Raw genomic sequence first — 16,201 nt, 5'->3', positions numbered from 1 at the left:
TGGACAACAATACACACAAGCTTCAGTGTTTTTTACAAAGTCTGAATATCAAAACCCAATGCTTCAAGTTCTCCACGTTTAGACGTGGAGGTCACGACAGCAATATTTTCATTCTCTTTTGTTAAGTATGTTCTAGCAACCTGCTTCAATTGCTCAATCGTTACCGCCAAAATTTTAGCGCGGAATGCCTCTCGATAAGCCAAACTACGACCGTGCAAATACACATAGAAGTCGCTTTGTGCCTCGCCTGCTGGAGAGCCGGGTTTATCCATAGAGCCAATCACACCCAATATGGCTTCTTCAAGGGCCTCTTCCGTGTGCGTTTCGTTTAATACCCACTCAATAGAAGCGTCAAAATCAGACAGGGTTTCTGTTAAACGAGGATCACGATAAGAATAAAAGCGGAACGAACCAGTACTGCCATCAAAGGTTGCGCCACCACCGTAGGCCCCACCTTGTTCACGGATTGCACGGTGCAAAAAGCCATTACGCAAAAAGCCACCCAACACAGTCAAAGCCGCCACATCAGGATGATCACCGTACGCGGTTCGGAACGCTTTACTGCAGAAACTGACCTGCGTGGAGGTCAGCCAAGCAACATTCACTTTCGCATCAACCGCAGACATCGCAAACTTGGTCTGAGCACTACCAACGGGCAAATCGGCAAAAACAGACTGAACCTCTTGCAATACAGTAGCCTCATGTTGAGGCTCTGCTACCAACAGAAGCTGCTTATTCGCTTGCAATAATTTCTCATGTAAGCGTTTAAAAATCGCCAAAATATTTTCGGCGGTTTTAATATCCGCTTTTATCGCATCATCCAGCGCAATGGCGGCACGAATACCTGACATGCCACTCCATTTTTCCTGCTGTGCTGCCAACCCAGATATCGCACTTGAGGCTGCAGTCATAGCCAACGAATGACCTTGACCTGTAATGGACTGTTCACGACGAGCGCGACGTTGCGCCACCAGCTCTTTCACTCGACTGACTTCATCAAAACGCACATTAAGCATAGTGTCTTTCAACAGTTCACTCATGGCTTTCACATTAGGCACTAAGGCTTTAGAAGACAAAATGAAATAGCCATTTAATGCTTGGCGATCTTCAATCGTAGCACGAATAGAATTAGACGCGCCTAGACCACCACAGACCTGAGCTTGACGCTCTTGAACCGCAAGATAATCCGCTCCACCAATCCCCAGCTCTGTCATCATCGAAGAGAACAAAGGCAAATGCTCAGTTTCTTCTTCGTCTAATGCGGGTAGGTCTACAACCAATTGCTGGTAAACCAAACCATTCGTACCTTGCGGATAAAAAGTAATTGGCAACTCACCCGCTACTTTTTCATGCTCATATTCTGGCAAACGCGCAGGCACGTCTTCTAAGCCCACTTTAGGCAGAATACTCATGTCATCCACTTGAGACTGACGTGCTTTCAAAGCGGCACTGCGAGCAATAATCTGCTGCTTTTCGACATCCGACAAGGCTGCCTTTATCTTGCTTAAACGATCTTTTTCCGCCTGATTGCGACGAGCTTCAAGTGCAGCATCAGGGCTTAATGTCAACGTCACTCGATGCGCGTTCGACAACAACAAAGTTTTAATCAAGTTGGGAATATAGTCTTGGTCCTGAACTTTTTCACGCATTGCATTGATAACAGGGTCCAGATCAAGCTGAGCGATCACATCACCCGCATGAACAGCCGTCGACAAACCGGCCAATATTAATTGCAAACCGTAAGGATAACTGCCACCGCCGATCTCACGCTGACTCAACTCTAATTGATGCAACATGGCGTCCACCATGTCTTGTGGCACCCCTTTTTCAGCAATACTTTCTAGTGTCGACAAAACTAACGCTTCAACTTTAGGCGCATCTTCTCGTTTAACGCCTTCCAAGCCACACATGAAGCTCATTTCTTTATTACTGTCTTCAAGACCACACATCGGTGAAGGTGCACGACCAAGATCGCTATTTTCTAATACTCGCAATAAAGGTGACGCACTGTTGTCCAATAAAACACTAGACAATAATTGCGCCTCGAACTGTTGGTTTAAGTCAGTACTTTCCCCCAACAACCAACCCACGACCACATGGCTGCCATCTTCTTTCACTTCGTCTGCAGCATAGCCTTCTTCTACACGCACTGGAGAGAAATAACGCTTGGCATTCGGGACGCTCACTTGATCTTCAACAGGCAAACGTTCAAAACGATTCAAGACTTTCGCCTCAAATTCGGCCTGTAATGTTTCAGCTGGAATATCACCAAAGGTCATGAACACAGCGTTAGAAGGATGATAATGAGTTCGATAAAACGCCAACAGATCTTGATAAGACAAATCTGGAATATCGGTCGGTTCGCCACCAGAGTTGAAATGATAGGTATTATTAGGGAACAAATATTTGGTCAGCGTTTGCCACAACACGGATGTGGTTGAGCTCATCGCGCCTTTCATCTCATTGAATACCACACCTTTAAAGGTCAATTCTGACTCAGCATTGTCAGGCTCGGCAAACTCTAAGCGGTGACCTTCTTGAGAAAAGTCCAATTCATCCAAACGCGAAAAGAACACCGCGTCCAAATACACATCCAATAGGTTGTTAAAATCTTTCTTATTCTTACTGGCGAAGGGATAAGCCGTCCAATCAGAAGAGGTAAACGCGTTCATAAAGGTGTTTAACGAACGACGGATCATCATAAAGAAGGGATCACGCACAGGAAAACGCTCAGAGCCGCATAACACGGTGTGCTCTAAAATATGCGCGACACCACACGAATCCATCGGAACCGTTTTTAAGCCCACTAAAAAGACATTCTCGTCATTCTCAGACGCGATGTGAAAATGCTTAGCACCCGTTACGGTGTGCTCAAACTCTTGAACGGTAACGTTAAGAGCATCGATATACTCACTGCGAAGAAACATAAACGCAGGGTGGTGCGCGGTGCTATTTGCCATTCTCTACCTCGATAGAATTAGAATACGATCATTACAATGTTTTGGGGCAGCTTGGGTACACTCAAGACAACATAAGTCCAAGACAGCAAAGTGGCGGGATTATAGCAAAAATATGGCTTTTACTGCACGAACTAACGTAGACACGCCCATTTCACACCACACAAAGCATTAACGCTTTTGGTGTTTTTCCCAATCATCTAAACGTGCTTTTTCTGTTTTCTTAAACAACACATACACCGCCCCCAAGCCACCATGATGCCGCTGTGCACTGTGAAACGCCATCACAGCATCTAACTCTCTGAGCCATTTATTAATATGACTTTTGATCATCGCCTGGCTATCTGGGTCTGGCGTACGATCGCCCTTACCGTGCACTATGATAGCAACGCGGATATCATGACGCATACAGTCATCTGTAAATTGATAGACGTGTTCCCGTGCTTGAGCCACCGTATGACGATGCAAATCTAAACGCGCTTCGATACCATACTTTCCCTGCCTAAGGCGCTTAAATACGCCATCTTGCACGCCAGAACGCTTATACTCAAGCACATCATTGGGCTCCACTTTTTCCACATAGTCTTGCGACAAATGATTTCTGTCAGCTTCCTTCGCGATCATCGCCGCTTGTTGGCGAGCAACAAAGTCGACCATAGGGCCTTTTTTAACTAGATATACTTCGCTTTTTTCAAGCGGCTTGATACCCGCCACCTCTTGAGCAAACAAAGACGTTTCATCTTCATCCATAGTCACTCACCTCAAAACCAATTCACCATGCATACTAAGACTACCAAGTATGAAAAAGGCTCCCGAAAGAGCCCACACACATTTTTTACTTTTCAGTTCGTAGTCACTTCAACCTGTCTTAGTAGCCTGCATACCTTAATATAAGCGAATTATAGCAGCATAGTGACATGACGGCACTTTACAGATACACGTTATCTGGCATCTTAGGTAAGTTAAAAGACGATAAGGAAATAGAACAGGGAAAGTGTGATTAAAAAAACTGCACTCACTCCGAATTTAACTTTATTCTGGTAAAGAAAGTTTCCAGCTACTGTATGCCTTTGCATGCTCATAAACACCAACAGTCCCATCTGAAGTACACAATGCTTCTAAAGGTGTAGTCGATGTAAGATCCATAAGACCATCTACATAGGGCTTTGTTTGTTCCAACCATTGCCAAGACTCACTGAGTTTATGAACCTTACCTAGCTCTAACATGATAAATTTAAATATTTCTGATTCAGGATGCCAAGAAATTGGTATTGAGGCTGGCCTACGACCATTTTCTTATTTTTCGCCAGACACAATTAAAAGCGAGAAATAAAAGAAGCTATTACGACCGTTCTTATTGCTTTCAGAACGGTCGATTACGCTCGTACCTCGCTCATACTGCCCTACGCCTTAAAATGCGTAGTTTGATGTTGGACTAGAGACCAACCTATATTTATCAGAGCAAAAAAAGCCCCGTGTATACGAGGCTTTGAAGTCAAAATGTACATTTTTAAACTATACGTGATCAAAACGGGATATCGTCGTCGAAGTTTGGCGCTTGTTGAGGTGCATTGCCCCAGCTACCAAAACAGGACTACTAGGATACACATCTTAAAAAAACGTAATGATCATTGCTCGCTGCAAACTGCATTTTACTTTACTGTAGAATGTAAACAATTTTTTTGAAAGTTAACGATTAAAAGGCGCAAAAAGAGAAGCTTTTCATCGTGTTACGACAACAAGTAGAGACTAATTTAGCCTTTAGTTTTTTCCACTTTCCAAGCCCTAAGTCCTTCGAAGCTAAAACCAAGATAGAAGCTGACTTCAGTATTCACATCATCCGTAGTAAACTCACTTTTAGGTACAAAAAACGCTTCAAATCCATTAATACGAATCGTACCTTTAACATGGTTTTCCACCGAAAGAATCATACCTTTGACTCTGCCTAATTTTTTAGTATATTCAAAAAAACCATCCCATTTGCCGAGCTCATTAGAGTTAACTAGCTGGAGTGCTTTCTTCATATCCGAAGAGACCCATTCAAACGACTTCTTACTTGTCGTTGAAATTGGCATGTTTCTCTTACATTTTTCAATATAGTCTTTTGCTTTCTGTTGACTAGTAAGTACACCTTGCTCGTAGCTAAAATAGTGTAATATATAAAGGTAGTATGAAGCCTGTATCGACTTTCTTAAACGCTCCCAAGTTTCAATTTTGTCTATCGCCTCAGAATAAGAGAAACTTGGTAACATACGATAAGCTCGAAACCAGTATTTAATATCTCGGTCGTCTCCACTACTACCTGTAATATTACTTTCCATTAACTCTACAACTTTATTCAACTTCTTAGTAGAAAGCTCCAATTCTTCATGTACCTTGAAGTAAGTACTTGCCAACAGTCTTCGTGTATTTGAATGATCTATGTCGTTGTGGGAAGCTATCAAGCTCGACAATCCCTCAATCAGGCTAGCTTTGTCATCATAAAATCTCGGTACAGTTGATATAGTTTTCTCAGCATGGTGCGAAACTTCATTTTCGGCCTGCAAATATTTCAGCTCTGCAACTGCCCACTCCATTTCCTCCAACGCTTCACGGCACCACCTCGATGCTGTATTATTTTGCGTCAAGAAGTCACAATATTTGTATTCACTGTTTGCGGCATCAACCGGTTTACTCTGCAAATAAATAGCCTCTACCGCTTTCTGGATTAGCTTTGTATAAGAAACCAGAGCATGTTCAGACTTCCAACTGAGGTGATATGCCCTCTTAAAATACTCCTTGGATGATTCATAGTTATCCGATATACGCTCAATGACATCAGTCGCCCTAATACGAGTCCCCTGCTGTGATAATCGGTTGTTCCTAATATCGCGAATAGTAGTATGCACTAGATTGCTGTATACCATTGCGAGGCCGTGATAATGGACTTCACTCTCAGGGTCCAGCCCAATCGCTTCCTCAAAATAGGGGATAGCTTCAGCACTATTACGATCATCATCATAGTTAATATGTCTGCCAAAATGACTAAGGTAATGCGCCTCTTCCGAAAATATATCACACAGATGTTTAAGCACATTGTGCTGCTTATTCGTACTGTCGATTTCTTTCAAAAGTTCAGAAAATCTCGCCTTGCCAACATTATCCTGATTTCCACCGGACTGACGGGAAATAAACAGCCCTTGCAGTATTTGACCTGTTTTGTCTTCATTACGAAGCCGAGTGCTGCCCAGACTATCGACTAGCTTTATACAGGCGTCCTGCAACTTCCCGGGATAGTCAAGTGATTCATTCTTACCCAGTAGTTTTATAATCAGTTGCTCGGCTATAACGGGATGGATAACGCGCACCGAACGATTCTGAACCAAAAAAAGTGGTGCGGCACTTGGCCCAAATTCCTCTTTAATTCTGAACACACTTGTTGATTCCTTCCCCAACATGACATTTAAGAAGGTAATGGGCAGGATTTCTTGACTGTAACGCGTGATTAAAGACACCCACAACAACAACTGCTTTCTGTCTTCGGAGAGCTCTTTTATAGAATTTACAACAAAACTCTCAACACTCCTGAATTCTTCTTCAAAAGTAAAAAAGCCATAAAAGAATGGTTGTCGATACTCAAGCATGCTCGTTTCAAACGTGAGCGCTTTTAACGCTGAATGTCTGGATTGAGCTGAAAGTTCCTTGTAACATCCATAGAATATATTGGCATCTTTACTCTCAAGTGGGCAGGGCACTGTTAATACTGAACTATGTTTATTCTTAGATGTGTGCAAACCACGCTCAGATTCCAGTAATAAATGATTGACTCCTCGTATTTTTAATTCGTTGACGAGCTTGTCTTTTTCGGTTGAGTTTAAAATTGAACCATCGACAACAATTAGTATCGGCAGGTTTGTGAGATTAGAAATTTTTTCCACATATTCATGTATATTGGTACTGTTTCTTGTTACCATCAAAACTGGCCAGTCATCTTTTAACCGCCACGCAACCTTTCTGATAACAGTACTGCCTCCAGTTCCGGGTTGGTGGTAAATTGTGCACTTCTCATAACTATTTTTCTTAAGCGCAGCCACGGCCTGCCTTTCTACCTCACTATCAATGGACATATCGATTGCAAGGCTTTGCTCCAGTTCAGCCCAGGAAATCTGATGCCCTTTGTGGAACTGACCAATGTCTGTTTTTTCCTCTACCAGACCTGGGTGCAAAATAGTCACACATTTAGAGCTGGCGGCATAAACCTCTTTGGGCACCTCTATTTTCAAAGGCTCATTACTACACGTGTTTGCCATCGGAATTAACACTTTGTCTCCCTGAGTAGGTAGACTGTAATATTGAGAGATACTTCGGACAAAACTTGGAGCCTTGCACTGTAAGCACGTTATATCATCTAACCCAAGTTTCTCACCAAGCTCTTGATACGCTTGCTGCTCAGCCTCATCACTACAAATCACAATGACTTTAAGTTTATCTCCCAAACTTTCGTCCAGCACTTGGATAATATGCTCAACTTTATTAGCATCCTCTTCACCTGCTATCACAACCAAATTAACCGGTAGCACGGAAGTGTGCCGAGCAAACTCCTCACTTAATACCCTCAACTTCTTAATTACTGCCCTACGCCAATCTCTAAAGCTGCTATACATAGAACTACTATCCAGCTGATGGCCGTTCACGCTTAGCCAAATAAGGATGTCAGTTTCAAGTTCTTTTTCAATTTGCTCAGGGAAGTAATGCTTCCAAGCGGTATTTTCTGACAAGCGCTGCTGTGACCTTCCAAGAATACCGTCACGCCGAGTGTCAAAATCGAATACCAGATTCCAGGGCAGTGAACTCAACAACTCGGAGTCCCTGGCGGACAAGCGGCTCAATTCATCCCCAGCCAGAAGTGCATATTTCGCCTTGTGACGATTGAAATAATCGCATTCACTCCAGATTGTTTTGATGGCACCTTCATCCTTTATGGCCGTAAAAAAAGTAGGTTTTGCGATTACTTGCGGCTCACGTACATCTTGCTTTTTGAATTTGAGTAGGTAGTTCAAATTTTCTGCGGCATATAAGAATGCGAACACCTTCATTTTGTTAGACTGTGCTTCGACATCCGCAAGACGACCTTTATTCGCGAAATTAAGACCAACGGCGACTCTGGCCAGCATCAACTGTGTATACACATCTTCTATTCTGTGATCATAGTGCTCTGTTGCCCACGTTCTTATACTTTTGCGAAAGGTCTGAATCTGACGCACTCTGGCATACATTTCACCATTCAGATCAATAACATCTGATTCTTCGCACTCCTCAATATCGCTCAGCAAATCAATGACGCTAGTCCACTCCTGCACAGATACCTCTGCGTGATTATTAAGCAACAATGAAAATTCAAGGTAGGCCTGGTCAAAAAACAAAGGCATTTGTGCTTTAAACTGTTCAAGGTCAATCAAAAATACACTTTGCTTACGCTTGTTATGCCCACCATACAAACAGTTATGGCCATGCAAATCACCGTGCATGTATCCTTCCAGAGGCCTTAACTTCATTCCACTGAGAGGTAAGTCACCACATTTAGCATAGTAATAGGGGTTGGAAAAAGACCTGTTTGCCAAATAAAAAGACTCTACTTGAGGCGAGACAGATAACACGTTTTGCAATAGATTAGGTAGCGTACTTTGATCGCTAATACGGTAGTCAAGCCAGTTAGACAGAACGGTTTGTGCCGAACATTCTTCTGCTATGCCTCCTGTATGCCACTGATCCAGCAGCAAGTTCGATACAAGACACATGGTCTTCGTCTGAGTATCATGTGTAAGACTTGCTAACTCTTCGGTTAGCCCAAGTCCACTTCCTGCAATGGACATAATGAACGCAGACTTATTATTACTATTTACTTTTTTGATCAACTTGGGAATATGCTGGGCAGCAAATTCAGGCAATGCACCAACTGCAAGTTGGTGTGAACCATATTCATTTTTAGAGTAATCAGGACGACTAGTACTATATTTGATGATAGCAAATCCAGAATAGGGCGGACTACTGATAGTGATGTCACATAAGTAAACAGAGTCACCTGATTTTCCCGACAGCTTTTTCTTCAAATGAAATTCACTGGCTGCACATTGTTCCTTGACTGCCTCATGTAGCTCTTCGTAGATAGCTTCAATTTCCATACTGTTCTTACCCATTAATCTATTGTTGTGATTTTTTAGCCGTCGGGGACTAGTCTCAGTCTAGACATTTTTCTTAACATAGTGATCGTACTTAGATATTAGCTTTTAATATATCTGACTTCGTTAATATAACACTTCATTAAAATAAGAGAACTCTTTCTATTACCGATCAAACAATTGAATAAAAAACACTTTGACCAATAGAATCAGCATTATTGATTTTCCTTATCTCAAAATGCCCTTAGCCTTCTAGATTCGTTTCTGCCTACTTTCGCCAATCAACCAAGGAAATAGAAGTATTAACTCTTCTTCTCTATCTCTTTCATAAAACTAAAAAGCCTGCAACTTGCAGGCTTTTGAAGCATTTCTTTACATTCTATGTCTTACGTCAAAACGGAATATCATCGTCGAAGTCATCAAAGTTTGGTGCTGGCTGAGGTTTTGGTTCAGGAGCGCGTTGTGGTGCTGGCTGCTGCGGTGCACGTTGCTGTGGTGCCGCTTGAGCGGGCGCTTGCTGTGGCGCATTTCCCCAACTACCAAAAGACTGCGGTTGCGCTTGAGGCGCTGCTGGCTGATGAGCCGGTTGCTGTGGTGCGTGGCCGTAACCGCCTTGAGGTTGGTTGAAGCCTCCTTGTGGTGCGTGCTGCTGCGGCGCAGCTTGTTGGGGCGCTTGACCATAGCCACCTTGCTGAGGTGCAGACTGTTGTGGTGCGCTACTGTAACCGCCACCTTGCATTGAGTCGTAACCACCACCTTGCTGCCCAGCATTATCGCCACGGCCATCTAGCAATTGCATTTCATTCGCAACGATCTCAGTGGTGTAGCGCTTAATGCCGTCTTTTTCCCATTCACGAGTACGTAATGAACCCTCAACATAAACCTTAGAGCCTTTCTTGATAAAATCGCCGGCAATTTGACCAAGACGAAAATTACCGCGATCCATAAAAGACACTCGATGCCATTCGGTACGCTCTTGCATTTGACCGGTCTGTTTATCACGCCAGCTCTCTGTTGTTGCTAAGTTAACGTTTGCAACGGCGGCGCCGGACGGCATAAAACGCACTTCGGCATCGTTGCCTGCGTTACCGATCAAGATTACTTTGTTTATTCCACGTGCCATGACGTTTTTCTCCAACTATAAAGACAGAATAGTGTTTAATTAAAGACGCACTTGTGGTGCCAGACGCACCAGAGCTTCTTTGTCTAATACTTTCTTATCGACTTTCAGATAAGCCGTTTGCTCATCTTTAAAAATTTGCATACCTTCCACTCCTTGGATTTCAGAAAGTTGATCCGCCAACTTCGTTACTTCTTCATCCGTCATATTGGGCAGGCTAAACGCCAAACTACTCAATTGACGCGGTGCAGGCTGAACGGCGCAAACCAGCGACCAAGCCAAAAACACCACACCAACCACCCAAAAGACACCGCTATTCGAGTGATGCTGAAGCAGCCAACCGCCACCAACACCCCCCAAAAATGACCCCATAAATTGATGGGTAGAAAACACGCCCATTGCCGTACCGCGATAACCGACAGGTGCCAACTTACTAAGAAGCGATGGCAGCACGGCCTCTAAGGAGTTAAAACCGACAAAATAAACCCACAATAAAAGCCCAAAAACCCATAAATAAGGCGCCCATTGCAACAATATCGAGCTTAAACCCAACAATACCATCACGGCAATCAGGACGGCTTTTGTCTTACCTTTTGATTCAGCAATAATCACTAATGGTAACATACCTGCGAAGGCAAAACCCATGATGGCTAAGTATAGCCAGCTATGTTGTGACAAGGGCAATGCAAATTGCTGAATCAATAAGTTTGGCACAGTGACAAAAAGTGCCGTCAGACTTGCGTGCAGCAACAACACACTCACATTTAAGAAGCGTAATTTTGCATCTTTTAACACCAACCCTAACGCCTGAAGACTGGGTGTGGTGTCCCGTCGAAAAGTATGCTGAACGATATTCGGCACAGCAAAAATGATCAAGGCAATGCCCAGTAAAGAGAGTGCAAAGGATAAATAAAATAACCCTGAAAGCCCAACTAAAGCAAAAATCCAAGGCCCTAAAACCAAAGACAACATGAACGAAGCGCCGATACTAATGCCAACGATGGCCATAGCCTTGGTGCGATTTTGCTCTCTTGTCACATCACTTAATAATGCCATCAAGGTGCTCGCAATCGCGCCGGCTCCCTGAACCGCTCGCCCAACGATTAAAGTCGTTATGTCATTTGCATTGGCACAAATCAAACTCCCTACGGCAAACAATAGCAGCCCGATGATGATGACGCGTTTGCGGCCTATCTTGTCAGACCACATACCCATCGGGATTTGCAGGCTCGCTTGAGTCAGGCCATAAATGCCAATTGCCGTACCAATTAAGGCAGCATCCGCACCAGTCAGCCCATCTGCGGCCACACTGATCACCGGCATGATGAGAAATAAGCCCAACATTCTGAACAAATAAATCAGCGCTAAAGCAAGAACTGAACGACGTTCGAGTAGATCCATAAAGTGGTTTAAACCGTTTAACTTGGGTATTAAGAAAAAAGATTGTCAATTTTACAAAAAATACCGTTGAAGCTCCATTTCAACTACTGTAAAAATAGACAGTTATTTAATTTACTAGCAGATTACTTTCTGTTGATCGACTTCACATTGGAGACTCATGGATACCATTACCATACGCGGGGCCCGCACTCACAATCTAAAAAATGTGGACCTAGACATACCAAGAGACAAACTAGTGGTGATTACTGGCCTATCCGGCTCGGGTAAATCCTCTCTTGCGTTCGATACACTCTATGCGGAAGGTCAGCGTCGCTATGTAGAATCATTGTCTACTTACGCTCGACAATTTTTGTCGATGATGGAAAAGCCAGACATAGACCACATTGAAGGCCTTTCCCCTGCTATCTCTATCGAACAAAAATCAACGTCCCATAACCCTCGATCAACAGTCGGTACAATAACAGAAATCTATGATTATCTACGATTGCTATTTGCTCGTGCAGGGCAACCTCGCTGTCCAGATCATGGTGAACCGCTAGAGGCACAAACCATATCACAAATGGTCGATAAAGTTATATCGCTACCAGAAGACACTAAGATGATGCTGCTTGCGCCTATTATAAAGGATCGTAAAGGCGAGCACCTACATACTATCAGCGATTTACTCTCAAAAGGTTTCATCCGCGCTAGGATCAATGGCATTGTTGTCGATCTTGATGATGCACCCACCTTAGAAAAAAACAAAAAGCACACCATTGAGGTGGTCATTGATCGTTTCAAAGTGCGTTCTGACCTGCAATTGCGCTTAGCGGAATCGTTTGAAACCTGTCTTGGCTTATCTGATGGCATCGCGAAAGTCATCAACATGGATGATGAAAAAGAGGAATACATTTTTTCCAGCAAATTCGCCTGTCCAGTGTGCGGCTACAGTTTGACTGAGTTGGAACCTCGCCTATTCTCATTTAACAACCCTAATGGCGCCTGCCAGACCTGTGATGGCCTTGGCACACATCAAATGTTTGACCCTGAACGAATCATTCAAGATGAAACATTAACCTTAGCGGAAGGTGCAATTCGCGGCTGGGGCCGACGCAGTATTTTTTACTATCAGCAATTGAGCGCCCTCGCCAAGCATTATGGCTTCGACATAGAGGCAAAGTATAAAGACATCCCTAATGAGTTCAAAAAACGCATTCTGCAGGGATCAGGAAAAGACAAAATAGATTTTGTTTACATCAACGAACGTGGCGATAAAATGACTCGCGCCCATGCGTTTGAAGGTGTTATCCCCAATCTACAACGCCGCTATCATGAGACAGAATCTGACAGCGTACGCGATGACCTTTCACAATACATCAGTATTCAGCCTTGTCCAGATTGCCACGGGTCACGACTCAATAGATCAGCACGAAATGTTTTTATTGCTGAACAAACGCTACCAGAAGTGGTGACCTACCCGATCGCAGAATGCTTAAAATATTTTGAGACACTTGAGTTACCAGGAGCACGCGGAGAAATAGCGTCCAAAATCCTCAAAGAGATTCGCGATCGCTTAACCTTCCTAGTGAATGTCGGCTTGGAATACCTAACTCTTGATCGTAAAGCGGACTCACTGTCCGGCGGTGAAGCGCAACGTATAAGACTTGCCAGCCAAATAGGCGCGGGGCTTGTCGGCGTTATGTACATACTGGATGAACCCTCAATTGGCTTACACCAACGAGACAACGAGCGACTCATTGCCACATTAACCAGACTTAGAGATTTGGGCAACACCGTCATTGTGGTCGAACATGACGAAGACGCGATCAGAATTGCTGATTTCGTCGTTGATATCGGTCCAGGTGCTGGCGTTCATGGCGGTCGAATTATCGCCAGCGGCACACCTCAAGACATCATGGATTGCCCAGAATCCGTAACGGGACAATTCCTAACGGGCAAGCGCAAAATTGAAATACCAGCCATTCGACACAAGGCCAAAGATAAGCAATTTCTAACTCTCATTGGCGCAACAGGCAACAACCTAAATACCGTGGATTTAAAAATCCCAGTTGGGGTAATGACCTGTATTACTGGCGTATCCGGCTCAGGCAAGTCAACGTTAATCAATGGCACCTTATACCCGCTTGCCGCTACAGCCCTTAATGGCGCAACAACCCTTAAAGCGGCGCCACATGAACGCATTGAAGGGCTCAATTTATTCGATAAGTGTGTCGATATTGATCAAAGCCCAATTGGCCGTACACCAAGATCAAATCCTGCCACTTATACTGGTATTTTCACACCTATGAGGGAGCTATTCTCAGGAACACAGGAATCTCGTTCACGAGGATACAAACCAGGGCGTTTCAGCTTTAACGTGAAAGGAGGTCGATGTGAAGCCTGCCAAGGCGATGGGGTGATCAAAGTAGAAATGCATTTCCTACCGGACATTTACGTTCCGTGCGATACCTGCAAAGGAAAACGTTATAATCGTGAAACCTTAGAAATACACTACAAGGGCAAGAATATCCACGAATGCCTTGAAATGACCATCGAAGACGCACGCGATTTCTTTGACCCTGTGCCTTCTATCGCTCGAAAGTTGCAGACCTTAATGGATGTAGGCTTAGGCTATATTCGTCTAGGTCAAGCGGCGACCACCTTGTCTGGTGGTGAAGCTCAGCGCGTCAAGCTCGCCAAAGAGTTATCCAAAAGAGACACAGGCACAACGCTCTACATTCTGGATGAACCGACGACAGGCTTACACTTTGCCGATATTGAGCAGTTATTAAAAGTACTTCATCGACTAAGAGACCATGGCAATACGGTTGTGGTGATTGAACATAATCTTGATGTGATAAAAACGGCCGATTGGATTGTCGACTTAGGTCCGGAAGGAGGCAGTGGCGGAGGCTACATCATCGCTGAAGGAACCCCTGAGGAGATTGCCCAAGCTGAACGCTCTCATACCGGTCGATTCTTGAAACTGATGCTAAATTAGCTATTGTTATTAAACAAACACAAACACCCGATGAAAGCGCATTATATCGGGTGTTTTTTTATATCTTAATTAACGTTTTGGATGTAAAAATTTGGCAAAAAAAAGCCGAGCTAATCAAATAGCTCGGCTTTTTATTACAAACTGATATTACTCAGCGGCTTCTGTGACTGGACGATCGACCAATTCAACATAAGCCATAGGCGCGTTGTCACCTGAGCGGAAGCCACATTTAAGAATGCGAACATAACCACCAGGACGAGCTTGGTAACGAGGACCAAGTTCAGTGAACAATTTACCTACTGCGTCTTTGCTACGAGTACGAGCAAAGGCAAGGCGACGATTCGCAACAGAATCAACTTTCGCCAATGTGATTAACGGCTCAGCAACACGACGTAGTTCTTTGGCTTTCGGCAACGTAGTTTTGATAACTTCGTGTTCGAACAAAGAAGCAGCCATGTTCTTAAACATCGCTTTACGATGTGAGCTAGTACGGTTTAAGTGACGTCCACTCTTACGATGACGCATTTTACATTCCTTACCAAACTACGGTGGTCAGGGAACAATGACCTAGCGAGCTAGAACTTTGCTATCGTCTTTCAAACTAGCCGGTGGCCAGTTCTCTAAACGCATTCCCAAAGACAAACCACGCTGTGCTAAAACATCTTTGATTTCAGTTAACGACTTCTTACCTAGGTTAGGCGTCTTAAGAAGCTCAACCTCAGTGCGTTGAATCAAATCACCGATGTAATAAATGTTCTCTGCTTTTAAACAGTTAGCACTGCGAACGGTCAATTCAAGATCATCAACCGGGCGTAGCAAAATTGGATCAATCTCATCCTCTTCTTCTACAACAGGTGCTTCGCTCTCGCTTTCAAGGGCGACGAACACAGCAATTTGCTGTTGTAAAATAGTCGCTGCACGACGAATTGCTTCTTCAGGATCGATTGTACCATTAGATTCGATGTCTAAGACTAACTTATCTAAATCTGTACGCTGCTCTACACGAGCATTATCGACACTGTACGCAACACGGCGAACAGGGCTGAATGAGGCATCCAGTTGCAAGCGACCGATTGGACGAGTCTCATCGTCGCCAGCAACACGAGCATCAGCAGGCTCATAACCACGGCCACGAGCGACTTTGATCTGCATCGTTAACTCAGCAGTATCGTCTAAGTGCGCAATAACGTGGTCAGGGTTAGCGATCTCTGCATCAGCAACCAACTGGATATCTCCAGCTGTTACGATACCGGGACCCTTTTTACTTAGAGTAAGAGTTGCTTCATCTTGCCCGTGTAGAGCGATCGCAACTCCTTTCAGGTTAAGAAGAATTTCAATTACATCTTCTTTAACCCCTTCGATTGCGCTGTATTCGTGTAATACACCGTCGATTTCAACTTCAACAATCGCACAACCTGGCATTGAAGAAAGCAGGATACGGCGCAAAGCGTTACCCAAAGTATGACCAAAACCACGCTCTAGCGGTTGTAGTGTAACTTTAGCGCGACAGTTGCCTAGTTCCTGAACTTCAATGTTGCGTGGGGTTAACAATTCGCTCACTGAACGCTGCATAGATCCACCTATT

8 protein-coding genes are annotated in these 16,201 nt (G+C 44.0%); 1 reads left to right on the top strand and 7 read right to left on the bottom strand.

The genetic code is table 11. The features are described 5' to 3' along the window. Window positions 1-32 precede the first annotated feature (32 nt). The 5 genes from DKT73_RS17455 to DKT73_RS17435 form a co-directional block, all read right to left on the bottom strand. Window positions 33-2,960 carry an insulinase family protein gene (locus DKT73_RS17455; protein ID WP_111639801.1) on the bottom strand — a complete coding sequence of 976 codons (2,928 nt, stop codon included), beginning with the start codon at window positions 2,958-2,960 and terminating at the stop codon, window positions 33-35. Window positions 2,961-3,128: 168 nt separating this feature from the next. After that, on the bottom strand, window positions 3,129-3,707 hold the full coding sequence (smrA, locus tag DKT73_RS17450; protein ID WP_111639800.1) for a DNA endonuclease SmrA: 579 nt from the start codon (window positions 3,705-3,707) through the stop codon (window positions 3,129-3,131). 1,004 nt (window positions 3,708-4,711) lie between these two features. Next, window positions 4,712-9,118 (bottom strand): P-loop NTPase, encoded by a 4,407-nt coding sequence (locus DKT73_RS17445; protein ID WP_111639799.1) that lies wholly within the window; start codon window positions 9,116-9,118, stop codon window positions 4,712-4,714. Between the two features lie 388 nt (window positions 9,119-9,506). Further along, entirely contained in the window at window positions 9,507-10,238 is a 732-nt protein-coding gene (ssb, locus tag DKT73_RS17440) for a single-stranded DNA-binding protein (protein WP_111639798.1), read from the bottom strand. Between the two features lie 39 nt (window positions 10,239-10,277). Next, entirely contained in the window at window positions 10,278-11,636 is a 1,359-nt protein-coding gene (locus tag DKT73_RS17435) for an MFS transporter (RefSeq protein WP_111639797.1), read from the bottom strand. Window positions 11,637-11,793: 157 nt separating this feature from the next. Here DKT73_RS17435 and uvrA point away from each other — a divergent pair, with 157 nt between their 5' ends. Continuing rightward, window positions 11,794-14,616 (top strand): excinuclease ABC subunit UvrA, encoded by a 2,823-nt coding sequence (uvrA, locus tag DKT73_RS17430; protein ID WP_111639796.1) that lies wholly within the window; start codon window positions 11,794-11,796, stop codon window positions 14,614-14,616. A 147-nt stretch (window positions 14,617-14,763) separates the two neighbouring features. Here uvrA and rplQ read toward each other — a convergent pair whose 3' ends face one another. Both rplQ and DKT73_RS17420 read right to left on the bottom strand, forming a co-directional pair. Then, entirely contained in the window at window positions 14,764-15,141 is a 378-nt protein-coding gene (rplQ, locus tag DKT73_RS17425; protein ID WP_111608645.1) for a 50S ribosomal protein L17, read from the bottom strand. A gap of 42 nt (window positions 15,142-15,183) precedes the next feature. After that, on the bottom strand, window positions 15,184-16,188 hold the full coding sequence (locus DKT73_RS17420; protein ID WP_111608644.1) for a DNA-directed RNA polymerase subunit alpha: 1,005 nt from the start codon (window positions 16,186-16,188) through the stop codon (window positions 15,184-15,186). Window positions 16,189-16,201 lie beyond the last annotated feature (13 nt).

The sequence above is a fragment of the Marinomonas shanghaiensis genome (assembly GCF_003259175.1).
GTDB classification, from domain to species: domain Bacteria; phylum Pseudomonadota; class Gammaproteobacteria; order Pseudomonadales; family Marinomonadaceae; genus Marinomonas; species Marinomonas shanghaiensis.
The sequence above is the reverse complement of the archived record's forward strand: the minus strand, read 5'-3'. Positions and strand labels throughout refer to the sequence as shown.

Excerpts from the sequence above, each read along its gene's own strand:
- smrA (WP_111639800.1), bottom strand. The coding sequence starts at position 3,707 with ATGGATGAAGATGAAACGTCTTTGTTTGCTCAAGAGGTGGCGGGTATC.
- DKT73_RS17455 (WP_111639801.1), bottom strand. The coding sequence starts at position 2,960 with ATGGCAAATAGCACCGCGCACCACCCTGCGTTTATGTTTCTTCGCAGT.
- DKT73_RS17435 (WP_111639797.1), bottom strand. The coding sequence starts at position 11,636 with ATGGATCTACTCGAACGTCGTTCAGTTCTTGCTTTAGCGCTGATTTAT.
- DKT73_RS17445 (WP_111639799.1), bottom strand. The coding sequence starts at position 9,118 with ATGGAAATTGAAGCTATCTACGAAGAGCTACATGAGGCAGTCAAGGAA.
- rplQ (WP_111608645.1), bottom strand. The coding sequence starts at position 15,141 with ATGCGTCATCGTAAGAGTGGACGTCACTTAAACCGTACTAGCTCACAT.
- uvrA (WP_111639796.1), top strand. The coding sequence starts at position 11,794 with ATGGATACCATTACCATACGCGGGGCCCGCACTCACAATCTAAAAAAT.
- ssb (WP_111639798.1), bottom strand. The coding sequence starts at position 10,238 with ATGGCACGTGGAATAAACAAAGTAATCTTGATCGGTAACGCAGGCAAC.
- DKT73_RS17420 (WP_111608644.1), bottom strand. The coding sequence starts at position 16,188 with ATGCAGCGTTCAGTGAGCGAATTGTTAACCCCACGCAACATTGAAGTT.